Genomic DNA, 24087 nt, shown 5'->3' with positions numbered 1-24087 from the left:
AGCCCAGACCGTTCCGGACGGCGTGACCACCGAAGGAGAGCGATTCGCCCGCCGGATAAAACACGGCAGTGCCCTCACCGGCCATGATGGTGCCATGGATCTCGACAAGGCACGTAACTTCATCCGCGACAACCATCGCGCGGTCCTGCTGACCCGGCACGCCGACGGGCGGCCGCAGATGTCCCCCGTCACCGTCGGGCTGGACGGCGAGGGGTACGCGATCGTCAGCACCCGGGAGACCGCCGCGAAGGTCCGCAACCTCCGCAGGGATCCCCAGGTGGCGCTCTGCGTGACGACTGACGCCTTCTACGGCGAGTGGATCCAGATCGAGGGCACCGCGGAGGTCGTCTCGTTGCCCGAGGCGATGGAACCGCTGGTGAACTACTACCGTGACATCTCCGGCGAGCACCCCGACTGGGACGACTACCGGGCGGCCATGGAGCGGGACCGGCGGGTGATCCTGAGAATCGAGCTCACCCGTGCCGGCCCCGACGTCCACGGCTGACTAGCTGAGGCGCTCCAGGACCATGGCCATGCCCTGACCGCCGCCCACGCACATGGTCTCCAGGCCGATCGACCGGTCGTGGAACCGGAGGCTGTTGATCAGCGTTGAGGTGATCCGGGCGCCCGTCATGCCGAACGGGTGGCCCACCGCGATGGCGCCGCCGTTGACGTTGAGCCGGTCGAGGTCGATGCCGAGATCCTGGTAGGACGGGATGACCTGGGCGGCGAAGGCCTCGTTGATCTCGACGAGGTCCACGTCGCCGATCGACATGCCGGCCCGCGCCAGGGCCTGCCTGGAGGCCTCGACCGGGCCCAGGCCCATGATCTCGGGGGACAGGCCGGTCACGCCGGTGGAGACGATCCGGGCGATGGGGGTGATGCCCAGCTCGGCGGCCCTGGTGTCGCTCATCACGATCACCGCGGCGGCGCCGTCGTTCAGCGCGCAGCAGTTACCGGCGGTGACCGTCCCGTCCGGCCGGAAGACCGGCTTGAGCTGCGAGACCGCGTCGTAGGTGGTGCCCGCGCGGGGACCGTCGTCCTTGCTGACCACGGTCCCGTCGGGCAGGGTGACCGGGGTGATGTCGGTCTCCCAGAAGCCGTTGGCGATCGCCTTCTCGGCCAGGTTCTGGGACCGGACGCCGAACTCGTCCTGTTCCCGGCGGGAGACGCCCTTCAGCCCGGCGAGGTTCTCCGCGGTCTGGCCCATCGCGATGTAGACGTCGGGCACGGCGCCGTCCTCCCGCGGGTCGTGCCAGACCTCGCCGCCGCCCTCGGCGGCCTTGGCCGAACGGCCTCGGGCCTCGTCGAACAGCGTGTTCTGCGTGTCGGGCAGCGAGTCGGAGTTGCCCTTGGCGAAGCGGGAGACGCACTCCACGCCGGCCGAGACGAACACGTCGCCCTCGCCCGCCCTGATCGCGTGCATCGCCATCCTGGTGGTCTGCAGCGAGGACGAGCAGTAGCGGGTGACGGTGGTGCCGGGCACGGTGTCCAGTCCGAGCAGCGTGGAGACCACGCGGGCCATGTTGAACCCCTGCTCGCCGCCCGGCAGGCCGCAGCCCAGCATCAGGTCGTCGATGGTGGCGGGGTCGAGCTGGGGGACCTTGGCCAGCGCGGCCTTGATCATCTGTGCGGTCAGGTCGTCGGGACGGATGTCCTTGAGGGATCCCTTGAAGGCGCGTCCGATCGGCGAGCGCGCGGTTGCGACGATGACTGCCTCGGGCATGTGGCTCTCCTGGGTTGGTTGGCTGCTCCTCATGCGGAGGTTACCGCGCGGTAGCCCAGATGCCACGACCCGGGGCGGAACGAAACAGAACTTTGTACGGCGCGCACAAGGGGCCCTGCCCGGAGGCGGGCCCCTGTCGTGTCCGGGTCAGCCGTACATGCCCGGCGAGGTGCCGGTGCCGTCCTTGATCCCGTGCAGGCCGCCCCGCTCGTCGCGCCATGTCCGCCAGCCGTCCTGGCTGCCGGTGAACCAGGCGGGCGGGGCGTCGGAGCCGGCGACCTTCCTGCCCTCGGCCAGCTCGAACTCGCACAGCGAGGCGACCGAGTAGAAGCCCGGACTCTGACCCTTGATCGCGAGGGGCTTGGGATCGGTGACGCAGAAGGACCAGCCCCGCTCGCCCTTGATCTCGGCGTTCTGGCCGGTGGTCAGGTCGAAGGCGCTGCCGGGCTTGCCGGGCTTGAGGAAGCCGAGCTTCTCCATCCGGTCGGGGAAGGCCAGCCACCAGCCCGAGCCGGGGACCTGGGTGGCGGGGATCTGGCCGAGGACCCGGCCGCTCTCGGCGTCCAGGCGGGCGAAGCCGCCGTACTGGCCCTGCTGGTCGACCGGGCGGACCACCGGCGCGAAGCCGGGGCTGCCGCTGGGGTAGACGCGCACGACCGAGGGGCGTATCCAGTTGACCGTGCCGTCGGCGAGCTTGAGGGAGAACAGGCCGAAGGCGGAGACCTTCTTCGTCCGCGGGTCGGTGTAGGGGGCGACGTAGCCGATGAGGTTGTCGGCCGTCGCGCCGAACGACCAGCCGCCCGACATGTCGACCCCCGTGCCGAGGGGCTGCTCGACCGGCAGTCGCCAGCCCGCCTTGCCGGTCCTCAGGTCGTAGGCCTCCAGGACCGGGTGCCGGGCCAGGCGCAGGAACACGACGCGGGAGGCGTCGGACCACTCGACCTCGGCGATGCCGGGGAGCTTCCACATCAGCTCGCCGGTGGCGGGGTCGAGCACGACGACCCGCGCCGTGGCCAGGGCGGTCTGTTCGGACATGCACACGAACGCCCCGCACCTCTGCGGGCCGAACGTGGAGTGCACCGGCCGGGTCCACTTCTGCGCCCCGGTCCTCGCGTCGCGGGCGATGAGCGTGGCGTTCCACCGGCCCTGCCTGGTCGGGTCGACCGCCACCGCGACGGCCTGGCCCCCGCCGGTCTCGACGATCGCCGGAGCCGGGACCCCCATCCCCGGCAGGCGGCCCGCCATGGCCGCGGGATGGGCCCACAGCTTCTTGCCCGAGGAGAGGTCGACGGCCACCGTCTCCAGCGCGCCGTCCGGCCTCATGGAGGTCGTCATGGCCACGCCACCGGCGGCGGTGGTGCGGCTGACCGCGTTCACCTCGGTGTTGTGCCAGGTGGGATGGGCCGGTGTGGCCGCTTCACTGCCGGAGCAGCCAGTCAGGGCCAGGGCTCCGGCGAGCACCAGTGCCGGTTTCGCGTGGGGCCAGATCACGGGCATTCCACTCCAATGGGGGCGAGACGTCACGACTTCGCCGCGGAGGGTAACCGTGTTCAGGCATCGTGAGGCGGCGCCCCGGGCCTCCGGCGGAACATCGTCACCCACCGTCCGTGGGGTCCGGTTGCTCGGCCGGCGACGCGAGTCGCGGACACCTCGGTGCCGGGTTCCTCCGCGGCCATAGCCGCCGCGAGGTAGATCGACTCACTGCGCTGGCGCCGTGGTTCGGGCCACAGTCCCAGCGCACTGCCTACAGAAGGTAGCACCGCGTAAGCAACCTGTAGATAACCTTGGACAGATGGATGGAAACGATCCGGTCCGAACATTTCGCCCGGGTTTGCAGTGAATTCCTCTCCCAGCAGGTCGGCGAAGGCCACCGTCCGCCCGCCCGCCTCGACCACGGCCACCGTCTGCGCGGCGGCGAGCTGACGGCTCCAGCGCCGGGTCACCCAGCGCAGCGGCTGCACGATCGGCCGGACCGTGCCGAGGTCGGGGCAGGTGCCCACGACGACCTCGGCCCCGGCCTCGCGCAGCCGCCGCACCGCCTTCTGCAGATGCCGTACGGCCTGCGCGGGCAGCGTCTGCGTGGTGACGTCGTTGGCGCCGATGAAGATGACCGCGATCTCGGGCATGGCTTCGAGCGCCAGGTCCACCTGGTCGGCGAGCTCGACGGAGGCCGCCCCGGACTTGCCGAGCACGGTCAGGTGCACCGGACGCTCGGCGACGACGGACAGTCCCGAGGCGATCAGCACGGCCGGGGTCTCCGCGGGGTCGTTGGTGCCCAGGCCGACCGAGGTGGAGTCGCCGAGCATGACCATCCGGATCGGCTCACCGTCGAAGTCGCCGTAGACCCCGTCCGACGGAGGCCCCTCCATGCCGTGCGGACGGCCGACGATCCGGCGGGCCAGCAGGGCCTCGGCCAGCAGCAGCCCGTAGGTGGCCGCCCCGAGCGCGGTGATCCCGCCTCCGCCCACGGCCGCGGCGGCCGCGATGCGCCGGGCGGTCCGTACCGCCCCCGGTGTCCAGGTCACGTGGCGTTGCTCCCTCGATACGGCGCGGCGGTAGCGTTGCCTTGAAAAGTAGCCGAGTCCCGTCCACCCCCAGGGGACCCGGGCGTTCAACACAACAAGCTGACAAAGCTTTGGTATTTCGAGGTGATCATCCGGTGCGCGTACATGACTCACTCGTGGAGCTGATGGGCAACACTCCACTCGTCCGGCTGCACAAGGTGACGGCGGGGCTGCCGGCTCAAGTGCTGGCCAAGGTGGAGTATTTCAATCCTGGCGGCTCGGTGAAAGACCGGATCGCGGTACGGATGATCGATGCCGCCGAGAAGTCGGGCGCGCTGCGCCCCGGCGGCACGATCGTGGAGCCCACGTCGGGCAACACCGGGATCGGGCTGGCCATCGTGGCCCAGCAGCGGGGCTACAAGTGCCTGTTCGTGGTGCCCGACAAGGTCGCCCAGGACAAGATCGCGGTCCTGCGCGCCTATGGCGCGGAGGTCGTGGTCTGCCCGACCGCGGTCTCTCCCGACCACCCGAGCTCCTACTACTCCGTCTCCGACCGGCTGGCCCGGGAGACGCCGAACGCCTGGAAGCCGGACCAGTACTCCAACCCGAACAACCCCGACAGCCACTACCACTCCACCGGTCCGGAGCTCTGGGAGCAGACCGAGGGCCGGATCACCCACTTCGTGGCGGGTGTCGGCACGGGCGGCACGATCAGCGGCGTCGGCCGCTACCTCAAGGAGGTCTCCGACGGCCGGGTGAAGGTCATCGGAGCGGACCCGGAGGGTTCGGTCTACTCCGGCGGCAGCGGGCGGCCCTATCTGGTGGAGGGCGTCGGCGAGGACATCTGGCCGGCCACCTACGACACCGCGATCTGCGACGAGATCATCGCCGTCTCCGACAAGGACTCCTTCGGCATGACCCGCCGCCTGGCCCGCGAGGAGGCGCTGCTGGTGGGCGGCTCCTGCGGCATGGCGGTGGTCGCGGCGCTGCGCGTGGCCAAGCAGGCCGGCCCGGACGACGTGGTCGTGGTGCTGCTGCCCGACGGCGGCCGGGGCTACCTGTCGAAGATCTTCAACGACGACTGGATGGCCGACTACGGCTTCCTGACCACCTCCAGCGACGAGGGCCTGGTCAAGGACGTGCTGACCCGCAAGGGCTCCGGCATGCCGGAGTTCGTGCACACCCACCCGCACGAGTCGGTGGACACGGCCATCTCCATCATGCGGGAGTACGGCGTGTCGCAGCTTCCGGTGATGAAGGAGGAGCCGCCGGTCATGGCCGCCGAGGTGGTCGGCTCGATCCTGGAGCGCGACCTGCTCGACGCCCTCTACCGCGGCCGGGTGCGGCCGACCGACCCGCTGGCCGACCATATGTCCCAGCCGCTGCCCATGATCGGTGCGGGCGAGCCGGTCTCCATCGCGGTCGAGGCGCTGGAGAAGGCCGACGCCGCGGTCGTCCTCGACGACGGCAAGCCCGTCGGCCTGGTCACCCGCCAGGACCTGCTGGCCTTCCTCGCCAACCACTAGCCGCCTCGCTCACCGGCCCGCCGGTCGAAAGGCCGGGAGATCGAAAGGTCGGTGGGGTGAAAGACCGGAAGATCGAAAGGCTGGTGAGCCGGAGGGTCGGAAGGCCAGAGGACCGGTCGGCCGGAAGGCCGGTGGGCCAGTGGCCGGAAGGTCGGAAGATCGAAAGGCCGGTGAGTCGGAGGGCCGGGAGGTCAGGAGGTCGGTGAGTCGGGGGGCCGGAAGGTCGAAAGGTCGGTGGGCCGCCGGTCGGCAGGTCAGACGGCGAACTCCGCCAGCACCTCCCAGGCACCCTCCGGGGTGGGGCCGGCGACAAGACGGCCGCCGAGCGCCTCGACGCGCTCGGCCATGCCCACCAGGCCGAATCCACCTCCCAGGCGGGAGACCCTGACGTCGGCCGCCGAGCCGTAGTTGCGCACGCGCAGCCGTACCGTGCCCATCGCGCGGCCCGGCGGGTTCCGCGGGGTCTGCCTGCCGTTCGAGGCGCGCCGGTCGGGCCCGTCCTGCCCGCCGGAGTCGGCGAAGAGCCGCAGGTCCGCCTCCACCCAACCGGTGCCCGGGGCGTGCCGGCGGACATTGGTCAGGGATTCCTGCAGGACCCGGTGGAGGGTGGTCATCACCTCCGGAGCCAGGGTCTCGTCGGTGATGCCCTGGCCGATGTCGAAGGCGACCCTGGGGCCGCCGGCGGAGAAGCGCTCCACCATGATCCGCATGTCCGCGAGCCTGCTGCCGGGGGTCCGGGCGGCCTCGTCCTCCGCCCGCAGCACGCTCACCAGGCGGCGCATCGAGGTCAGCGCGTCGGCGCCGGCGCTGGCGATCGCCTCCAGCGAGGGGACCACGGCCTCCGGCTTCTGCTCGGCGACGATCTTGGCTGCCTGCGCCTGGACGACGATCCCGGTGATGTGGTGGGCGACCAGGTCATGCAGCTCCCTGGCGAGCTCCAGGCGTTCGGCCCGCCGTACGGAGCTCACCGCCTCCTTGCGGCGCTCCAGCTGGAAGCGGAGATACGCGCCGACCGCGGCGGCGAAGGACCAGCCGACGAAGACGAGGAAGCCGGTGCCGAGAGCCATGCTGCTCTGGGGGAGGCGCCCCGCCGCGGTCTCCAGCACGATCATCGACGCCGCGGAGAACAGCGCGGCCCGCCTGATCGGCTCGATCCAGCGCAGCCCGCCGATGGTCAGGATCAGCAGCGACCCCGTCTCGGCCAGACCCGGCCCTCCCCGGCCGCCGAGGGTCTCGATGACCAGGGTGAGGACGAACGACATCACCAGCAGGACGGCGAACCCGCCGATCCGCCGGGTGCGGCGCCACAGCACGGCCAGGACGCCGACGACGCCGCACAGGGCATTCAGCCACGCCGCCCATTCGTCGTTCGACGCCGCGATCGCGAGGTCGATCAGAAGCAGCAGGGAGAGCCAGCCGATGAGCGCGAACTCGCTGAGCCGTTGGATCCAGTAGACGACGCGATGTGTTTCTCCCACGGCCCCTGAGCCTAGGCCTCACGGCTGACATGAAATATCAGCCGTTCGGCTGATCGGTGCCTCCGTGAACCGATCCTTCAGTGGAGGCGGGGCGGGGTGCCTGCCGTCGATGCTTGAGGTGTCGAAGAGGAGAAGGAAATGACCGTCATCGGGATCGTGTTGCTGGCCGTCGGACTCGTGGTCGCGGTGTCTCTGACACTCGCGGACCCCGTCCTGCTGTCGCGTATCAACGGGGAGCCCGCCGAGGGCGCCAGCGGCCGCCACATCCAGGCCCCGCCGGTGGGCGCGGGCGGGGAGGTCGTGCGGCTGCGGCCGCGTCTCGTGGAGGACCACGAGCCTCAGGCGGCCTGAGGGGTGACGTGCCGTTTCCTGATCGCCGTCGTGTGACGCGTGCGGTCCCGTGATCGCCGTCGTGACGAGCAGTCGGGTGACCGCCGGCGTACGGCGTGCGGCCCCGTCATGCTGCCGCATGGCGCCGGCGCTTTTGCGAGTAGCGTTGGCCGTATGAGTGAAGGATTCGAGACGCTTGCCATCCACGCAGGTCAGGAGCCTGACCCCCACACCGGGGCCGTCGTTCCTCCGATCTACGCGGTGTCGACGTACAAGCAGGACGGCGTGGGCGGGCTGCGCGCCGGATATGAGTACAGCCGGTCGGCCAACCCGACCAGGACCGCGCTGGAGGAGGCGATGGCCGCCGTCGAGGGCGGCACCCGGGGCCTTGCCTTCGCCTCCGGCCTGGCGGCCGAGGACGCCGTGCTCCGCACGGTCTGCAAGCCCGATGACCACGTCATCATCCCGAACGACGCCTACGGCGGCACCTACCGGCTGTTCTCCAAGGTCCACGCGCGCTGGGGGCTGCACTACGACCCGGCGCCGCTCGGCGACCTGCGCGCCGTCGCGGCCGCCATGACCCAGAAGACCAGGATCGTCTGGGTGGAGACGCCCACCAACCCGCTGCTCGGCATCGCGGACATCGCGGCCCTGGCCCAGCTCGCGCACGACAACGGCGCCCTGCTGGTGGTCGACAACACCTTCGCTTCGCCCTACCTCCAGCAGCCGCTGTCGCTGGGCGCCGACATCGTGGTGCACTCCACCACCAAGTACGTGGGCGGCCACTCGGACGTGGTCGGCGGCGCGCTGGTCACGGCCGACGCCGAGCTGGGCGCGGAGCTCGCCTTCCACCAGAACGCGATGGGTGCGGTGGCGGGGCCGTTCGACGCGTGGCTGACGCTGCGCGGTCTCAAGACGCTCGGGGTGCGGATGGACCGCCACTGCGACAACGCCGAGCGCGTGGTCGACCTCCTGCTCGCCCACCCGCGGGTGACCTCGGTGCTCTACCCGGGAATGCCCGACCACCCCGGCCACGAGGTCGCGGCCAAGCAGATGAGGCGCTTCGGAGGCATGGTCTCCTTCCGGGTGGCCGGAGGGGAGGCCGAGGCGGTCGAGGTGTGCAACCGCGCCAAGCTGTTCACCCTGGGCGAGTCGCTCGGCGGTGTCGAGTCGCTGATCGAGCACCCCGGCCGGATGACGCACGCCTCGGCGGCGGGCTCGCCGCTGGAGGTCCCCGGCGACCTGGTCCGCCTGTCGGTCGGCATCGAGTCGATCGACGACCTGCTCGCCGACCTGAGCCAGGCGCTGGGCTAGCGGCTCCCGCCGCCCGGTACGGGCCGCCCGGCACCGGGGTGATCGGTCACCCCGGCCCGGGGCGGCCCGGAGCGGCCCGGGGCGGCCCGGAGCGGCCCGGGCCCGCCGGCACCGGGGCGGCGGCAGCGTCAGCACGGGTCACGTCAGCACGGGCAGCGTCAGTACGGGCCGCATCAGCACGGGTCACGTCAGTACGGGCCGCATCAGCACGGGCAGCGTCAGTACGGGCCGCATCAGTACGGGTCGCCCCAGACCATCAGCACCAGGATGACCAGCCAGATCAGGGTCATAATGCCGGAGAGCGCGGCGATCCGCCCGGTCTGCACCTTCGCGTCGTCGTCCGGGTTCTCGTTGCTGAGGACCCGGATGGCGGTGATCTGGTCCCGGTCCACGATGACCAGGAGCACCGCGGCGACGATGAACAGGGTCATGGAGATCGACAAATAGGGTTTGCCCAGGTATTCGCGGCCCAGTATCAGGCCGAACAGGAACACGCCGATGGCCGCGATGGCGTAGACGCGCGTGGTCTTGTGCAGGTAGCGCAGGACGTTGACGTCCTTGGCGCGGATGAACCTGGGAGTGGACATGGTGGCTGCGGTGACCGGCCCCAGGGCGAAGATCGCGAAACCGATGTGCAGCCAGAGCAACAGGTCTGTCATGCGCCAGACATTAGCCCCCGGTGATCTCGGCTGGGTATGGCGCGCGCAAGTTCTCCGGATGTCTCCGCGCCCTCTCCGGATGTCGCCGTGTCGGGAGAGGGGTCCCGGTCACTCCGTACCGGGGACGTCCCGCCCGTCGCGTGTGGCGGGAACTGCCTGTCGCGGGTGCGTGAAAGCATGAACAGCTCGTAACACACACCGGCGACCAGCGTCAGTGCCACGAGAATCGCCGCGACCATCGGACTGCCTCACTTTCGTTCACTGACGGCGTCTGCCGTCAGTGAGAGAGACAGAGCGGACAGATAAGTGGTTGTCACGAAAACATCACATTGTGGATGTCATGGCTTTCGGGTCGCGTGCGATGGTAGATCTTCGCATTTCGGCCCTGAGCACCCCGGTGGAGTGAGTAGGATCACTGGCGAGCTCGTTCCCGTGTGATGGGACCGTCGGTGGTGAGATCGCGGTCGTGCCGGGCGAGCATTGAACCGGATCGTGCACGACGGCACAAGGGAGTGCCCGCTGTGGGTGTGAGACATGTCGAGCCGTACACCGAGGAGTGGCTGCGGCAGCCGGCTCTCTACGTGAGCCGCGTCGTCGAGGCGCTGGGCGCCGAGGCCACCGACTGGTGGGAGGGTCCCTGCGACCCGCGCGCCGTCACCATCCTCCTGACCGGCGGCGACGCGCTGGTATGGGACGAGGAGAGCGGCTGGCGCCGCGGCCGCTATGTGTCCGGCGACCGTGAGGCCTGCACGGTGCTCGCCGAGGCCCGCTATCTCGGCGGTGGTCTGCTGCTCCGTCCGGAGCGTGTCCCCTCCGCCATCGCCGACGCCCGGGCGGGCGTCGGCAACAGCACGGCCTGGCGGCCCTGCTACCGCTCCTACCGCCACTACCGCGACGGCTTCGACCTCGCACTCAACGGCTACCACGCCTACGCCGAAGCGTGAGATGAGGCCGCCCGCGGTCAGCGCGCCCGGCGGGTCCGCAGGAAGTCGCTGACGACGTATTCGCCCAGCCGGTCGGCGCTGGAGGAGAACACCCGGCCGCCGTTGCGCCGGGCGACCTCGTTCACGAACTCCTTCAGCCGCTCGTCCTCGGCGAGCATGAACACGTTGAGCGTCGCCCGGCGCCGGGTCATCTTGTCGACCTCGGCGAGCGTCAGCTCCAGCGTCTCCTGCGTGGGCGGCCACTCGAAGGCCGCCGAACCGTTGCGCCGCAGGTGGGCGGTCGGTTCGCCGTCGGTGACCACGAGCACGACCGGTTCGAAGTCGGGGTGCCGGTCCAGGTGGCGGCCGGCGATCAGCAGGGCGTGGTGCAGGTTCGTGCCCTGGACCATGTCCCACTCCAGCCCGGCCAGCTCGTCGGGCTGCAGGACGCGGGCGTAGTTGGAGAAGCCGATGATCTGCACCGAGTCCTGGGGGAACTTCGAGGCGACGAGCGCCTGCAGGGCCATCGCGGTCTGCTTGGCCGCGGCCCAGGTGCCGCGCAGGGCCATCGAGTAGGACAGATCCACCAGCAGGCACACCGCCGCGGCCGTGCGCCGCTCGGTCTCCGCCACCTCGAAGTCGTCGACCGACAGGGTGACCGCGCCGCGCCCGCCGCGCCGTACGCCGTTGACCACCGTGCGCACCACGTCGATGGGCTGCTCGTCGCCGAACCGCCAGGGCCGGGAGGAGCCGGTGAGCTCTCCGGCGGCACCGGCGTCGACCTGGTCGTGGTCGCCGCGGCGGCCCGATTCGAGCGAGGCGAAGACGCGGCGCAGGGCGGTCTCGCCCAGGCGGCGGACGGCCTTGGGGGTGAGCTCCAGCTTGCCCCGCTGGCGGCGGAGGTAGCCCTGCTGCTCCAGCTCCCGCTCGATCTGCCGGAGCGCCTCCAGGTCGTCGACGGCCGCGCGGCCCAGCGCGCGGCGGATCGCCCCCTCGTCGATGTCGTCCAGCCGCGCGCCGGGGTAGTCCTGGCGGAGCGCGGCCTCCAGCTGGGTCAGGTCGGCGAGCTCGTCGAGGGCCGTCACCGCGTCGCCCATCCCCATGGGGTCGTCGCCGGTCAGCCGTTCCGGGGTGTTCCAGGCGAGGTCGGGGCGGCGGGAGTAGAGCGACTCGCCCAGGCGGCGCATCTGCTCGCCCATCCCGGCCTGCTCCAGCGTCTGGTTGATCAGCGCGTTGAGCTCCTCGCGCTGGCGGGGGGTGAGCGAGGCCAGCAGGCGCTGGGTCGCGGCGGCCCGGCGCGCGAGGGTGTCGACCAGCTCCTCCAGGTTCCGCGGCGACTCCGGGAACATGTCTTCATATTTCGACATGAAATTCTCGAAGTCATCCTGCGTGTGCTCGCCCCGGGCGTCCCGGTCGAGCATGTCGTTCAGCTCGGACATCATCTCCCGGACCCGCTCCATCGCGGCGGGGTCGGGGTTGGCCAGCGCCTCCCGCATGCCGCGGAACTGGCTGTCGAGCACCTCCCTGCGCAGCAGGCCGCGCAGCTCCTCGAAGGTCTGCCGGGCGGCGGCCGAGCGCCACTGGTAGGTGCTCAGCTCCTGGATCGCGCTCGCCGTGTCGTCGGAGAGGCCGTCGAGCTCCGACTCGCGCAGCCGGGCGTCGTCCGACGGGTCGGGGAACAGCTCGCTCCGCTCCTGGCCGATCGCCTTGTCCAGCAGGGCCCTGGCCCGCTCCAGCGTGCCGTCGAGCCGGCCGCGCTCACGCAGCTCGCGCCGGCGCCGCCGTACCTCGCGGAGCAGGTCGTCCAGCCCGCGCCGGTCCTGTGCCCCCGGCAGGCCCTGCTTGAGCAGGTCACGCAGGGCGTGGCCGGGGTTGGAGCCGGACAGGACGGCGTCGCCCATCTGGTCGAGCGCCGAACGGACGTCGTACGGCGGGGCGAGCGGGTCGGGCCCGTCCCGGTATTCGCCATAGCGATAGCTCATGCTGACACCTCAGGTGCGGTAGACCGCCGTGCCGTCCACTTCGTCCTTGGACAGGCGGCGCAGGAGGTAGAGCCCCTCCAGGGCGAACTCCAGCGCGGCCGCGGCGTGTCCCGGGGACTCGTCGCCGATGCCGAGCCTCGACATGATCTTGGCTAGGCCGGGCACGGGGCCGATCCTGCGCAGCAGCTCGGCGGCGGGGATCATGGGCCCGGACTCGACCTGGACGCCCTCGGAGAACCGCTCCAGCAGCGCGTTCAGGTCCGCGCCCCCGAGCGTGCCCCGGAACGTCTCGGCCACGGCCCGGCGGAGCAGGTGGGCGAGGACCTCGGTCTCCCGGCCCTCCTCGCTGACCTCGAACTCCACCTTGCCGCGCAGCGTGTGCACGATGCCCGGCAGGTCGGCCACCCGGGTGACCGCGTGCTCCTCGCCGGTCAGGGCCGCACGCCGTACGGCGGAGGCCGCGGCGGTCTCGGCCGCGGCGATGGAGAAGCGGGCCGACACCCCGGAACGGGCGTCGACCGCCGTGGACTCGCGGACCAGCCGGGTGAAGCGGGCGATCACCTCGACCAGGTGGTCGGGGAGGTCGGCGCCCACCTGGTCGAGAGCCGCCTCCTGGCGGATGAGCGTGAGCTCGGCCTCGATCGAGAGCGGGTAGTGGGTGCGGATCTCCGCGCCGAAGCGGTCCTTCAGCGGAGTGATGATCCGGCCGCGGTTGGTGTAGTCCTCGGGGTTGGCGCTGGCGATCAGCAGGATGTCCAGCGGAAGCCGCAGGTTGTAGCCGCGGACCTGGATGTCGCGCTCCTCCAGCACGTTGAGCAGCGACACCTGGATCCGCTCGGCCAGGTCGGGCAGCTCGTTGACGGAGAAGACACCCCGGTTGCTCCGCGGGACCAGGCCGTAGTGGACGGTCTCCGGGTCGCCGAGCGTGCGCCCTTCCGCGATCTTGATCGGGTCGATGTCGCCGATCAGGTCGCCGACGGAGGTGTCGGGAGTGGCGAGCTTCTCGCCGTACCGCTCGTCCCGGTGCTTCCAGGAGATCGGCAGCTCCTCGCCCGTCTCGCCGGCCAGGCGGCGGCAGCGGACGCAGGAGGGCTCGTAGGGGTGGTCGTTGATCTCGCAGCCGTCGACGACCGGCGTCCACTCGTCGAGCAGGCCGGTGACGGTGCGGATGAGCCGGGTCTTGCCCTGGCCGCGCTCGCCCAGCAGGACCAGGTCGTGCCCGGCGAGCAGGGCTCGTTCCAGATGAGGGAGGACGGTGTCGTCGAAGCCCACGATGCCGGGGAACCGCGGCTCTCCGGCCCTGAGGCGGGCCAGGAGGTTCTCGCGGATCTCGGCCTTTACCGTACGGTGGATATGGCCGCTCGCGCGTAGCTCGCGCAGAGTACGTGGCTCTGGGATTTGAGGCACGGGATCGAGCCTACGTCCCCGGAGCCGAAACCGGCACTCTTATCCCGGTTTCGGATCTTGCTCATTGGGTGACGGTCGGTGCGCGTGCTTGTTCCCACAGTGGGGAGAATCGCTCCAGGACAAGGTTTCGGAGAAGAAGGAGAGGCGAGGCGAGTGGTGCTTCTGACAAGTCGTTTCGCCGACGGTCTCGCCGTGGGATCCGATCTGGTCACCAATGCCGAGACCGCGGTCCGCCAGGCCCTGTCAGGCCTGTCCGCACCGCCTGACCTGGTCTGTTTCTTCATATGCGGCGAGGATCCCGACGACGTCTCCCGCGCGGGACTGCGGGTGATGAACATGGCCCCCGACGCCTCGGTGATCGGCTGCAGCGCCACCGGGGTGATCGGCGACGGCCAGGGGATCGAGGTCACCCCTTCGGTGAGCGTCTGGGCCGCCACGCTGGAGGGCGCCCGGCTGACCACCTTCGCGCTGGACACGCTGCGGACCGATGACCGTTTCGTCGTGGTCGGCCTGCCCGAACGCGGCCCCGACGACCACGCGGCGATCCTGTTCGCCGATCCCTACAGCTTCCCGACCGACGGCTTCGTCGAGCGCTCCCAGGAGGTGCTGGGCGACCTCCCGCTGATCGGCGGGATGGCCAACGCGATCCAGGGGCGCGGCGCGGTCCGGCTGTTCGCCGACGGGGAGATCTACCCCGAGGGCGCCGTCGGCGTGCTGCTCAGCGGCCCCGTCAACGTCAGCACCGTGGTCAGCCAGGGGTGCCGCCCCATCGGGCCGACGATGGCCGTCACCGCGGTCGAGGACAACCTGCTCCTCGAACTCGCCGGCCAGCCGGCCCTGGCCCGGCTGGAGGAGATCGTCAGCGCGCTGGACGAGGACGACCGCGACCTGGTCGCGTCGGGGCTGCAGATCGGCGTCGCCATGGACGAATACGCCGAGCGGCACGAGCGCGGTGACTTCCTGATCAGAGGGGTGCTCGGCATCGACCCCGAGCGGGAGGCCGTGGCCATCGGCGACGTCGTCGAGATCGGCCGTACCGTCCGCTTCCAGGTCCGCGACGCCGCCACCGCCGACGAGGACCTCTACGAGCTGCTCGACGCGCACCGCGAGGAGTTCGGCCGGGTGGACGGCGCCCTGCTGTTCTCCTGCAACGGCCGGGGCTCGGCCATGTTCGGCACCGCCGACCACGACGCGGTCGCGCTCCGCGACACGCTCGGTCCCATCAGCGTGGCCGGTTTCTTCGCGGCCGGGGAGGTCGGCCCGGTCGGCGGGCACAACCACGTGCACGGATTCACCGCCTCTGTCCTGGTCTTCTCCTCCCATCCGGCCGCGGATCGGCCTTACGATCACTAGATGTCCGGATCAGTGCTTGCTGTCGACATCGGCGGGACGAAGTTCGCCGTCGCCCTGGTGGACCCCGACGGGAACGTGCGGGCGGCCCGCCGGGCGGCGACACCGCCGGGCGGCGACGCGCGGACCCTGTGGACGGCGCTCGGCGAGCTGATCGACGCCCTGTTGGACGGCGCCGCGGCCGACGGCCTGATCAACGGCGACACCACCGCGGGCGGCGTGGTCGACGGTGTCGGAATCGGCTGCGGCGGCCCGATGACCTGGCCGGAGGGGGCCGTCTCCCCGCTGAACATGCCGGGCTGGCGCGGCTTCCCGCTGCGGGCGAGGCTCGCCGAGCGGTTCCCCGGCGTGCCGGTCCGCCTCCACAACGACGCCGTCTGCCTGGCCGTCGCCGAACACTGGCGGGGTGCCGGGCGGGGCAGCGCCAACATGCTCGGCATGGTCGTGTCCACGGGGGTGGGCGGTGGGCTGATCCTGGGCGGCCGACTGATCGACGGCGGCAGCGGGAACGCCGGGCACATCGGGCACATCGTGGTCGACCCCGGCGGGCCCCCCTGCGGATGCGGCGGCCGGGGCTGCCTGGAGGCGATCGCCCGCGGCCCGGGCCTGGCCGCCTGGGCGGTCGAGCAGGGCTGGCACCCCGGCGCCGCCGGCCCGCCCGCCGCCGCGACCGCCCGGTCCGGCGACGGGCCATCGATCTCCGGTGACGGGCCATCGACCTCCGGTGGTACGGCCGAGACCTCCGGTGGGGGGAGCGGCGCCTTCAGCGGCGAGCCCGGGGCGCCGGGCGCCGGTCCTGCTTATGTGGAGGCGGCGACGGCCAGCGGGCGGCAGCTCGCCCTGGACGCGGAGGCGGGCGACCAGATCGCCCTCGCCGCCATGAGCCGCGCCGGACAGGCACTGGGCCTGGCCATCGCCTCGGCCACCAATCTGTGCGACCTCGACGTCGTCACCATCGGCGGCGGCCTCTCCCAGGCCGGTCCGCTGCTGTTCGATCCGCTGGAGGCGGCTCTGCGGGACCACACCCGGATGGAGTTCGCCCAGCGGGTCCGGGTCGTCCCGGCCTCCCTCGGCCAGGACGCCGGCCTGGTCGGCGCCGCCGCCCTGATCCTCGCCGCCGACCGCTACTGGAGCCACTGACGGCCCGTCCGCCCCTGTACGGCTTCGCACGCTTGGCGCGCCTCGCCGTACGGGGCAGGGCCGCATGGAGCGCCGTCCCGCCGACGGGCCCACCGTGTGGTCGTTCATGCGACTGGAAGAGCCGGCGCCATAGTGCCGGCCATCGGGCGAAAGCCGTCGAACGATCAGCTGACCTTGAGCTGCTCGTCGCCGAAGTCGGCGATCAGTTTGAGGGTGCCTCCGAGCGCGGCGACATATCGATCCAGGACTGAGGTTCCCCCCCGTATGCCAGGGGCGTGGGCGCAGACAGCCCGCATGATTTCTTCGTACCGCGTGAGAATGTCGTCGGTGAACGGTCCGCGCCGGTATCCGGGGGTGAAGACCACGTGCGCGTGGAGGGTGCAGACGACCGTACGGCTCCTGCCAGTATCGGGTTCGACTCCCAGCGTGGTGACATGGATCACCGGTAAAACCTTCCATGTGAAGATCGTCGTGCAGGTGAAGCTGATGCCGGAGGCCGATCAGGCCCCCGCGCTGTCGGCGACCCTGCACGCGGTCAACGACGCCGCGAACTGGGTGTCGGCCGTGGCATTCGCGCACGGCGTGCCGCGTGAGTACGAGCTGCGTAAGCACACTTACGCCGAGTTGACAGGCCCTCTTCATCTGCCGGAACTGCGGGGTCGTTGCCCATGCCGACCGGAATGCCTCCCGCAACATCGCCGCACGCGGCGAGGCTGCGTGGATTGCGGGGCGTGAGTCACGCGTCCCGGCCGCCCCGTAGGTGGTCTGGACGGAGGAGGCCACACCACAGCCAGTGGTGCCCTACCTCCAAGCCCGGCCCTTCAGGGCCAGGTCAAGTTGACCGCAGGGCGTCCACGGGTTCCATGCGGGCGGCTCGCAGGGACGGATAGAGGCCCGCGAGGAGGCCCACCAGGGCGCCGGCGACGGGGGCCGCCAGGGCCAGGCGGGCGTCGAGGACGGGGGTCCACTCCTTGGCGGCGGAGATGGCGACGACGGAGACCAGGCCGAGACCGGCGCCGATCACGCCGCCCGTCATGCCGATCAGGGTGGACTCCAGCAGGAACTGGGCGGCGATGTGGCGGCGCGCGGCGCCCAGGGAGCGGCGCAGGCCGATCTCGGCGACGCGCTCCATCACGGTGACCAGCGTGACGTTGGCGATGCCGACCGCACCGACCACCAGGGACACCAGGCCGAGGATCAGGAACAGGCCGTTGACGTCGTCCTGGACGCCGTCGCGGGCGCGCGTGGGACTGGGTGGGGCGATCACCTGGAGCTCGTCGGGATGGTTGGGGCTCAGCGCGACGGGGGCCTGACCGGCGATCAGGTCGGCGGCGCCGAGGGTGGTGTTGACCAGGACGCGGGTGACGTTCTTCAGGCCGAAGTCGGCGCCGATCGTGGGCGGCACGATCACGGCGGTGGACAGGATCTGCTCGCGGCGCAGGTCGCCCAGGATGCCGATCACCGTGTAGGCGCGGTCCTCGATGAAGACGGCGGGGGCGCTCGTCAGCCGGGTGACGCCGAGCATCCTGGCGGCCTGGTCACCGAGGACCACCACGCGGTCGCGGCGCCCGACGTGGCCGGCGTCGAAGAAGCGGCCCTCGGTCATCCGGCCCCGGACCGCCTGCGGGAGTTCGGGCCCGGTGGCCACCACGGCCAGGGTCTGGTCGGTGACCCTGGCCGGGTCCACCAGGGTGTTGGAGGCGACCTGGAGGTTGGAGCTCTCGTCGGTCTGGGCGAGCGCGGCGGCCGAGGTGACCCCGCGCAGCCGGGTGAGGGCGGCCGGGGCGTCCCAGGTGACCAGCGGGTCGGCCTTGTCGGGGACCTCGACGGTGATCGCGGTGGCGGTCAGCTCGTCGAACCGGCCGACGATCTGGTTCCCGGCGGTGGCGGCGACGCCCAGGGTGATGACCAGGGTGGTGATGCCGAGGACGGTGCCGAGCGTGGTCAGCGCGGAGCGGACGGGGCGGGCGAGCATGCCGGCGAGGGCCTCGGCCCAGAGATCGCGGATGTCCATGGTCACTCCTTCCGGAGGGGACGGAGCGCGCGGGACGCGGTGGTCTTGTCATGGTGGACGGCCGTGCCATGGAGGGGACGGGACGGGACGGTCTCGGCACGGTGGACGGCCGTGCCGTGGAGGGGACGGAGCGTACGGGACGCGGTGGTCTTGTCATGGTGGACGGCCGCGTTGCGGAGGGGACGAGGGCGCATGATCACTCCTCGGTGAGGATGCCGTCGCTGATGCGGACCCGGCGGCCGGCGCGGGAGCTCACCGCGTCCTCGTGGGTGATGACCAGGAGGGTGAGCCCCTGGTCGCGGAGGCCGTCGAAGAGGTCGAGGACCGCTCCGGTGTTCCTGCTGTCGAGGTTGCCGGTGGGCTCGTCGCACAGCAGCAGCGACGGGCCGCCCATCAGCGCGCGGGCGATGGCCACCCGCTGGCGCTCGCCGCCGGACAGGCGGTCGGGCAGGAAGTCGAGGCGGTGGGTCATGCCCACCTTCTCCAGCGCCTCCTCGGCGCGTGCCCGCCGTCCCCGCCGGCCGTACCCGTCGACGGCCGCGCCCGCAGGGGCGTCCGTCGGGGCGGCTGTCGGGGCGCCCCTCGTCTTCCCCCGGCTCGCCGGCTCGTTCCCCGTCACCGCACGGCCCGCCGGCCCGTTCCCGGTCCTCCCGCGATCCGTCCTCCCGGGCCTCGGCCTTCCGAGGCCCGCTTTCTCCCGCCAGGCCCGGCCGCTCCGGCCGTAGACCTCGGCGAGCATGACGTTCTCCGCCACGGTCCGGTGGGCGAGCAGGTGGAAGGACTGGTAGATGAAACCGATCTTGCGTCCCCGCAGCCGGGTCCTGGCGCCGTCCCTCAGCGTGGTCGTCTCGATCCCGTCCAGCAGGTAGGAGCCCGAGGTGGGCCGGTCCAGCAGGCCCAGCGTGTTGAGCAGGGTGGACTTCCCGGACCCCGAGGGGCCCACGATGGCCACGTAGTCCCCCCGCCCGACACGTAGGCAGATCCTGGAGAGCGCGAGCACGGGCGGCTCCGTGGGGAACATCCGGCTGACGTCGTCCAGCCGGATGACATCGGGGGGTACGTCAGGAATCACCGCTGACCACCACCCGGTCGCCCTCTTTCAGCCCGTCGGGCTTCACGGGCGTCACCTCGACGTCGCCGTCGGCGGTGAGGCCGGTCCTGACCTCCACGTCGCGGACCTTGTCGCCGCCGCCGGGCACCTCCACCTGGACCCGTGGCCGGCCGTCGGCCGAGGTGACGACCGCGGCCACCGGCACGGTGAGCACGGCGCCCCCGGTGGCGCCGACGGAGATCCGCACGGTGACCGGCACGCCGACCAGCTCCCGCAGGCCCTTGGTGACCGCCGGGGTGAGCAGCACCGGCACCGAGCCCAGATCCTTGTCGGACGCCCCGGCGCCCTGACCCTTCTCGTCCTCCTCTTCCTCAGCCGGCCTGGCCGCCTCCCCGGTCGCGCTCAGCACGGCCGGGAACTTCGCGCCGTCGGTGGTCTCCATCGTCGCCTTCATGCCCTTGCGCAGGAGTTTGGCCTCCTTGCTGTCCACCGAGCCGGTCACCGCGAAGGCCGAGCTGGTCACCGTGGCGACCTTGTCCTCGATGGTGTCGCCGGGCTTGACCGACGCCTTGTCCAGCCGGGCCGGGAGCGTGGGGAGGAAGGCGAGCTCGCCGGGCGGGATCGCGATGCCGTAGGTCTTCATGTATTCGCCCAGGATCGCCTTGGCGCTCGCCACGTTCCGGCGTCCGTTGGCGATCTTCAGCCGGAGCGGGGAGTCCTGGCGGGCCTGGCGCAGCGCCTGCTCGGCGGCGACCACGGCCTCCTGTGCCAGCCGTACGGCCTTGCGCAGCTCCTCAAGGCGTTTCTCCTTGCCCACGCCCGCCTCGTCCCCGAAAGCCGCCAGAGCGGCGCGCGCGGATTCCAGGTTCTGCCGGGCGTTGGAGACCTTCATCTCCAGCAGCCGCGTGTCGGCCTCGGGCTTGGCCGGGACGGGGGGTCTGCTCGGGCTTGGACGTGGGGGGAACCGGCGAGGACCTGGCCGCGGTGAGGGCCTGCTCGGCGGCGAGCACCTCCTCCTCGGCGGTCCGTACGGCCTGGCGCAGGGTCTCCAGCTGCCGCGTCTCCTCCGGGGTGAGGTCTGTGGTGTCGGCTCCCTCCAGCGCTCCTTCGGCGGTCCGCAGGTCCTTGCGGGCGTTGTCGAGCTTGAGCTTCAGCGGCATGACGTCACGCCCGGCGTCGAGGGTCTTACGGTCGGTGAGCAGGGCCTCCTCGGCGGTCTGCACGGCCTGGCGGAGCTGCTCCCTGGTCTGCTTGGCGGTGAGGTCGGGCTCCTGGGCCGCATATCCCCGCTTGGCGTACCAGCGCTGGACGGCGGCCGTGGTGGCGGAGTCGAAGACGCCGGTGACCGGCGCGCCGAACCCGAGGCGGCGCAGCGCCGTCTGGAGCTGCCTGACGTCGGCGCCGGTGGTGCCCGGGGCCATGGTCCGGTGCATGGGGACCTTGCCGCGCAGGGCGAACACCGGGCGGCCGTTGACCTCCATCAACACTGAGCCCTCGACGATTTTCCCGGGGCGCGGGGCCCGGGTGACCCGCTGGGCCTCGGCGGTGCCGCCGACCACCCCGGCGAGGCTGACGGGCAGCGGCGAGCCGTACGCCAGGGTGCCGCTGACGGCGATCGTGCTGGTCAGCTTCTGCCGTACGACGGGTGAGGTGATCAGCGACGGCTTGGGCGGCTGTCGCAGCGCGGCCTCGTCGGCGGGGGAGCGCAACCGCGTGCCGACCGCCCACCCGGCGCCGGCGATCACGACGACCCCGGCCACGATGCCGCTCAGCACGCGGCGCCTCGACCTCACCATGGCGCGCCCGTCGGGAACCGCGGCTTGTTCACCGGGAGTGCCGGCCATGCCGCCCTCATGACCCCGGCCCGTCGCCGCGGCCGAACTCCCGGTTCACCCTGTCGTAGATCTGCCGCTGCCGGGGTTTGAAGGCGGCGTAGAAGTCCCTGCCGCACTCCAGGTCGTCGAGTGCGATCTTGACCTCCCGGGCCAGGTACGGCCTGGCCTCGCCGGGAGACAGGCTCGGCAGCAGACGGACGGTACCGCCGGTGCCGCCCTGCTCTTCGGCGAGGGTTCTTATGCGCTCGGGAAGGTTGACTCCCCTGTCGGTACGCTGCTTCTCGCCGAGGGCGTACATCTCCTCACGGAGAGCCGTCTCGTTGGCGGAGGCGACCGCGGTGGGTTTGAGCGAGCGGACCTTGACGCCCTTGGTCCTGAGGCAGTCGCCGAACTCCGCGGCCAGATCCAGGAGCCGCGCGTCGCCGTCGAGCTCGCGGGCCTGGACCCGTTCGCGCGCCGCCTCGGCCTGCTCGTACAGGTCGGACTCCGAGCGCACGGTCTTGCCGGTGAACTCTTTGACGGCCGCCGAGTAGCAGGTGTCCCGGGTGGCCCGCCAGGACTCCAGCTGGACCCGGGAGAGCGCCATCATGATCGGGTTGTTCGGGTCCTGCTTGCCGAAGTCAACACCTCCGGCCTGCTTGTCCCCGGGATACACATATCCGGTGTAAATCCCGAAGCCGTACTTCTCCCGGTGTTTCCTCAGCGCCTCGTAGTCGCCCGCCTCCCGCCTGGTCTCCTCGTCGGTCTTCTGGCCCGAGGGCGCCGTGTCCGGGTTGTATTTGAAGCCCTTCTGCTTCATGCAGTCCCCGATCGCCGCCTCCATCTGGCGGTACCTGTCCTGTGAGGGGGCGGCCAGGTCCACGGGGGCCGCCGGTTCGGCGGCGCACCCGGTGAGCAGGACGAGTGACAGGAGCGTCCGAGCCGTGGGTCTCATGAGCCGAACAACCCCTCGTCCACGCCGAACGCGGCGTCGACCTTCTGGCTGATCGCCCACTCCTTGGACTTGTAGACGGGGTAGAAGTCCTTTCCGCACTCCAGGTCCAGCAGGGCGGATTTGATCTCCCTGGTCAGGTACGGCCTGGCCTGTTCGGCGGTCAGGTCGGGGATGACGAGCTGGCCCTTGGCGTCCGGGTTCTGCTCCTTGCCGATTTTCGTGGCCATGGCCTCGTAGGCCTCCTGGCCGCTCCAGGAGATATCGGTCGGCTTGAGCGAGGTGACCTTGACCCCCTTGTTCCTGAGACATTCACCGAATGCGCCGGCGAGCCGGACGAGCTCCGCGTCACCGTTCAGCTCGCGGCCCCTGAGCTGCTTCGACATGGTGTTCATCTGATTGAAGGCGTCTATGCCGGAAGTCACCTTGCGGCCGCTGAACTTCGAGTACGCCTGGATGTAGCAGGTCTCGTCGGCCGCGAGCCATACCTTCCGCTGGGTCTCCGACAGCGCCATCGCGATCGGCTCGTTGGGGTCGGCGCGCATGCCGACATCCTTGCGCTCCGGATAGACGTGTCCGGCGAAGACCCCGAAGCCGTACTTCTCGCGCTCCTTCGCCATCGCGTCGTAGTCGCCGGTGCGCGCTTTGATCTCCTCCGGCGTGCGTCGCACCGGCGCGGGCACGTTGGCCGCGTATTTGAAACCCTTGCCCTTCATGCAGTCGGCGCGCATGGCCTCCATCTGGCGGCGCTTGCTCCGTGGGTCGGCGGTCGTGGACGCCTTTCCCTCGGGGGGCGCGGCGGCCGGCGCCTCCGCGCCGCATCCGGCGAGTACGGCCAGGGCCAGGGCGGCCGCAGGCATGGCGGTGAGAACTCGTGACATCAGGTGACCCCGTTTCGATGTGCGGGCATGCTCGCGAGAGGCGGTGGCGCCGCCCAAGGAGAGAAAGGACTTCCGGGTGGAAGGATTGAAGAGTTAAAAGGGCGGAGAGGTCACAGGAGGACGTGCCGTTTCGCGCGGTACGGCACCGCCGCGGCGGACGCGGTGAGGAGGACCAGCACGGCCAGGTGGGCCACGTCCCGCTCGGAGTGCATGCCGAGGTTCTCGGCGTACACCGCCAGCACCGGTATCAGGTAGACGGCGGCGGCGGCCGCCCAGCGCAGGTCGTGCGCCACGTGACCGGCCCAGACGGCGAGCAGGAGCACCCCGATCTCCAGCGCGACCCTGGCCATGGCGTGTGATCCGCCGGCCGCGGGGAAGTCCAGTCCCGCCGGGTCCGCGCCGGCGAGCAGCGAGGCCGCCGGCAGCCAGAACCACGAGCGGGTGCCGAGCCGCCTGCCGTGGGCGGTCAGTACCAGCAGGCCGAGGACGGCCAGCGCGTAGCCGATCATCGGTGCCACCGGTCCGCCGCCCCCGTAGAGCGACCCGCCGCCCCAGAACCGGTCGGGATCGACGGGCAGCAGGGTCCGGTCCAGCCAGGGCAGCCCCAGCGTGATCGCGCACACCTTCACCGCGACCAGCACCACCACCGGCAGCGCGAGCCGTACCAGGCCACGCATGATCAGCAGGACGGCGAGCGCCGACAGGCCCGCCCAGAGCGGGACGGTGGTCGCGTACGGCACCAGCATGGCGAGCTGGGCGACCGACAGGGCCAGGACTCCGAGATGGACCCCGTCGACCCAGGCGGGCCGCTCCGTGGCATGGATCACCCGTGTCCGCAGCCCGCCGACGACCAGCGCGAACGACTCGCGGGCCGAGGGCACGGTGCGCCCCGGCTCCGCGGTGTCGAGCAGGGTGGCGATGAGCTCGCCGCCGTACCCGGACCGGTAGGCGCGAGGGTAACCCAGCAGCAGCCGCCGGTAGCGCCGCTCCAGAACTCCCGTGCCGGCCCCTGTGTCGGCGCGGTGTTCTGTCACGA

23 protein-coding genes and 1 pseudogene are annotated in these 24087 nt (G+C 71.2%); 8 read left to right on the top strand and 16 right to left on the bottom strand.

What is annotated here, in order from left to right:
- The coding region (locus CA984_RS10950) for a PPOX class F420-dependent oxidoreductase (RefSeq protein ID WP_341351704.1) at window positions 1-505 on the top strand (505 nt) is incomplete at its 5' end.
- Here CA984_RS10950 and CA984_RS10945 read toward each other — a convergent pair.
- The 3 genes from CA984_RS10945 to CA984_RS10935 form a co-directional block, all read right to left on the bottom strand.
- The gene (locus CA984_RS10945) at window positions 506-1726 is read right to left on the bottom strand and encodes an acetyl-CoA C-acetyltransferase (protein ID WP_086570885.1); all 1221 of its coding nucleotides are present in this window, start codon (window positions 1724-1726) and stop codon (window positions 506-508) included. It lies immediately after the preceding gene.
- A 147-nt stretch (window positions 1727-1873) separates the two neighbouring features.
- Complete coding sequence (locus tag CA984_RS10940) at window positions 1874-3223, bottom strand: outer membrane protein assembly factor BamB family protein (protein WP_086570883.1); 1350 nt, start codon at window positions 3221-3223, stop codon at window positions 1874-1876.
- 53 nt (window positions 3224-3276) lie between these two features.
- On the bottom strand, window positions 3277-4251 hold the full coding sequence (locus tag CA984_RS10935; RefSeq protein ID WP_086570881.1) for an SGNH/GDSL hydrolase family protein: 975 nt from the start codon (window positions 4249-4251) through the stop codon (window positions 3277-3279).
- A 134-nt stretch (window positions 4252-4385) separates the two neighbouring features.
- Between CA984_RS10935 and CA984_RS10930 the strand changes: the two genes are divergently transcribed.
- The gene (locus CA984_RS10930; protein WP_086570879.1) at window positions 4386-5756 is read left to right on the top strand and encodes a cystathionine beta-synthase; all 1371 of its coding nucleotides are present in this window, start codon (window positions 4386-4388) and stop codon (window positions 5754-5756) included.
- A gap of 254 nt (window positions 5757-6010) precedes the next feature.
- On the opposite strand, the gene CA984_RS10925 is transcribed toward CA984_RS10930, so the two are convergent.
- A complete protein-coding gene (locus CA984_RS10925) occupies window positions 6011-7234 on the bottom strand; it encodes a sensor histidine kinase (RefSeq protein ID WP_086570877.1) in 1224 nt (407 codons plus the stop codon).
- A 138-nt stretch (window positions 7235-7372) separates the two neighbouring features.
- Between CA984_RS10925 and CA984_RS10920 the strand changes: the two genes are divergently transcribed.
- Both CA984_RS10920 and CA984_RS10915 read left to right on the top strand, forming a co-directional pair.
- Window positions 7373-7585, top strand: coding sequence for a hypothetical protein (locus CA984_RS10920; RefSeq protein WP_086570874.1), 213 nt, complete (start codon window positions 7373-7375; stop codon window positions 7583-7585).
- Window positions 7586-7738: 153 nt separating this feature from the next.
- Window positions 7739-8878, top strand: coding sequence for a cystathionine gamma-synthase (locus CA984_RS10915; RefSeq protein ID WP_086570872.1), 1140 nt, complete (start codon window positions 7739-7741; stop codon window positions 8876-8878).
- 233 nt (window positions 8879-9111) lie between these two features.
- On the opposite strand, the gene CA984_RS10910 is transcribed toward CA984_RS10915, so the two are convergent.
- On the bottom strand, window positions 9112-9537 hold the full coding sequence (locus CA984_RS10910) for a hypothetical protein (protein WP_086570870.1): 426 nt from the start codon (window positions 9535-9537) through the stop codon (window positions 9112-9114).
- Window positions 9538-10058: 521 nt separating this feature from the next.
- Here CA984_RS10910 and CA984_RS10905 point away from each other — a divergent pair.
- Window positions 10059-10481 carry a DUF6292 family protein gene (locus CA984_RS10905; RefSeq protein ID WP_086570868.1) on the top strand — a complete coding sequence of 141 codons (423 nt, stop codon included), beginning with the start codon at window positions 10059-10061 and terminating at the stop codon, window positions 10479-10481.
- A gap of 17 nt (window positions 10482-10498) precedes the next feature.
- Here CA984_RS10905 and CA984_RS10900 read toward each other — a convergent pair whose 3' ends face one another.
- Window positions 10499-12442 carry a vWA domain-containing protein gene (locus CA984_RS10900; RefSeq protein WP_086570866.1) on the bottom strand — a complete coding sequence of 648 codons (1944 nt, stop codon included), beginning with the start codon at window positions 12440-12442 and terminating at the stop codon, window positions 10499-10501.
- A 9-nt stretch (window positions 12443-12451) separates the two neighbouring features.
- A complete protein-coding gene (locus tag CA984_RS10895) occupies window positions 12452-13849 on the bottom strand; it encodes a sigma 54-interacting transcriptional regulator (RefSeq protein WP_031163257.1) in 1398 nt (465 codons plus the stop codon).
- Between the two features lie 156 nt (window positions 13850-14005).
- Between CA984_RS10895 and CA984_RS10890 the strand changes: the two genes are divergently transcribed.
- Entirely contained in the window at window positions 14006-15202 is a 1197-nt protein-coding gene (locus tag CA984_RS10890) for an FIST signal transduction protein (protein ID WP_086570896.1), read from the top strand.
- On the top strand, window positions 15203-16339 hold the full coding sequence (locus CA984_RS10885) for an ROK family protein (RefSeq protein WP_086570864.1): 1137 nt from the start codon (window positions 15203-15205) through the stop codon (window positions 16337-16339). It begins immediately after the preceding gene.
- 164 nt (window positions 16340-16503) lie between these two features.
- Here CA984_RS10885 and CA984_RS49235 read toward each other — a convergent pair whose 3' ends face one another.
- Window positions 16504-16782 carry a hypothetical protein gene (locus CA984_RS49235; protein WP_423229295.1) on the bottom strand — a complete coding sequence of 93 codons (279 nt, stop codon included), beginning with the start codon at window positions 16780-16782 and terminating at the stop codon, window positions 16504-16506.
- A gap of 185 nt (window positions 16783-16967) precedes the next feature.
- On the opposite strand from CA984_RS49235, the pseudogene CA984_RS44565 reads away from it, so the two are divergent.
- Window positions 16968-17099 (top strand): annotated as a pseudogene (locus tag CA984_RS44565) (transposase family protein); the annotation flags it as partial.
- Window positions 17100-17171: 72 nt separating this feature from the next.
- Here CA984_RS44565 and CA984_RS10865 read toward each other — a convergent pair.
- From CA984_RS10865 to CA984_RS10835, 8 genes are all read right to left on the bottom strand, one after another.
- Window positions 17172-18353 carry an ABC transporter permease gene (locus CA984_RS10865; RefSeq protein ID WP_086570860.1) on the bottom strand — a complete coding sequence of 394 codons (1182 nt, stop codon included), beginning with the start codon at window positions 18351-18353 and terminating at the stop codon, window positions 17172-17174.
- 2 nt (window positions 18354-18355) lie between these two features.
- The gene (locus CA984_RS10860; protein ID WP_086570858.1) at window positions 18356-18547 is read right to left on the bottom strand and encodes a hypothetical protein; all 192 of its coding nucleotides are present in this window, start codon (window positions 18545-18547) and stop codon (window positions 18356-18358) included.
- A 2-nt stretch (window positions 18548-18549) separates the two neighbouring features.
- Complete coding sequence (locus tag CA984_RS10855) at window positions 18550-19425, bottom strand: ABC transporter ATP-binding protein (protein ID WP_108724558.1); 876 nt, start codon at window positions 19423-19425, stop codon at window positions 18550-18552.
- The gene (locus tag CA984_RS47790) at window positions 19415-20221 is read right to left on the bottom strand and encodes an efflux RND transporter periplasmic adaptor subunit (protein WP_242675868.1); all 807 of its coding nucleotides are present in this window, start codon (window positions 20219-20221) and stop codon (window positions 19415-19417) included. Before CA984_RS47790 ends, CA984_RS10855 begins: the two co-directional genes overlap by 11 nt.
- Complete coding sequence (locus CA984_RS47785; RefSeq protein ID WP_242675867.1) at window positions 20199-21248, bottom strand: peptidoglycan-binding domain-containing protein; 1050 nt, start codon at window positions 21246-21248, stop codon at window positions 20199-20201. The genes CA984_RS47790 and CA984_RS47785 overlap by 23 nt, the downstream gene beginning before the upstream one ends.
- Before the next feature lie 7 nt (window positions 21249-21255).
- Entirely contained in the window at window positions 21256-22173 is a 918-nt protein-coding gene (locus tag CA984_RS10845) for a hypothetical protein (RefSeq protein WP_086570856.1), read from the bottom strand.
- The gene (locus tag CA984_RS10840; RefSeq protein ID WP_133061617.1) at window positions 22170-23051 is read right to left on the bottom strand and encodes a hypothetical protein; all 882 of its coding nucleotides are present in this window, start codon (window positions 23049-23051) and stop codon (window positions 22170-22172) included. The genes CA984_RS10845 and CA984_RS10840 overlap by 4 nt, the downstream gene beginning before the upstream one ends.
- 110 nt (window positions 23052-23161) lie before the next feature.
- Entirely contained in the window at window positions 23162-24085 is a 924-nt protein-coding gene (locus CA984_RS10835) for a hypothetical protein (RefSeq protein ID WP_133061616.1), read from the bottom strand.
- Between the last annotated feature and the right edge of the window lie 2 nt (window positions 24086-24087).

This window comes from Streptosporangium minutum (genome assembly GCF_002149035.1).
Taxonomy (GTDB): Bacteria; Actinomycetota; Actinomycetes; order Streptosporangiales; family Streptosporangiaceae; genus Streptosporangium; species Streptosporangium minutum.
The sequence above is the reverse complement of the archived record's forward strand: the minus strand, read 5'-3'. Positions and strand labels throughout refer to the sequence as shown.

Coding starts and splice junctions, on each gene's coding strand:
- CA984_RS10920 (WP_086570874.1), top strand. CDS start 7,373: ATGACCGTCATCGGGATCGTGTTGCTGGCCGTCGGACTCGTGGTCGCG.
- CA984_RS10845 (WP_086570856.1), bottom strand. CDS start 22,173: ATGAGACCCACGGCTCGGACGCTCCTGTCACTCGTCCTGCTCACCGGG.
- CA984_RS10865 (WP_086570860.1), bottom strand. CDS start 18,353: ATGGACATCCGCGATCTCTGGGCCGAGGCCCTCGCCGGCATGCTCGCC.
- CA984_RS10900 (WP_086570866.1), bottom strand. CDS start 12,442: ATGAGCTATCGCTATGGCGAATACCGGGACGGGCCCGACCCGCTCGCC.
- CA984_RS10945 (WP_086570885.1), bottom strand. CDS start 1,726: ATGCCCGAGGCAGTCATCGTCGCAACCGCGCGCTCGCCGATCGGACGC.
- CA984_RS10940 (WP_086570883.1), bottom strand. CDS start 3,223: ATGCCCGTGATCTGGCCCCACGCGAAACCGGCACTGGTGCTCGCCGGA.
- CA984_RS10840 (WP_133061617.1), bottom strand. CDS start 23,051: ATGTCACGAGTTCTCACCGCCATGCCTGCGGCCGCCCTGGCCCTGGCC.
- CA984_RS10860 (WP_086570858.1), bottom strand. CDS start 18,547: ATGCGCCCTCGTCCCCTCCGCAACGCGGCCGTCCACCATGACAAGACC.
- CA984_RS10910 (WP_086570870.1), bottom strand. CDS start 9,537: ATGACAGACCTGTTGCTCTGGCTGCACATCGGTTTCGCGATCTTCGCC.
- CA984_RS10885 (WP_086570864.1), top strand. CDS start 15,203: ATGTCCGGATCAGTGCTTGCTGTCGACATCGGCGGGACGAAGTTCGCC.
- CA984_RS47785 (WP_242675867.1), bottom strand. CDS start 21,248: ATGGCCGGCACTCCCGGTGAACAAGCCGCGGTTCCCGACGGGCGCGCC.
- CA984_RS10915 (WP_086570872.1), top strand. CDS start 7,739: ATGAGTGAAGGATTCGAGACGCTTGCCATCCACGCAGGTCAGGAGCCT.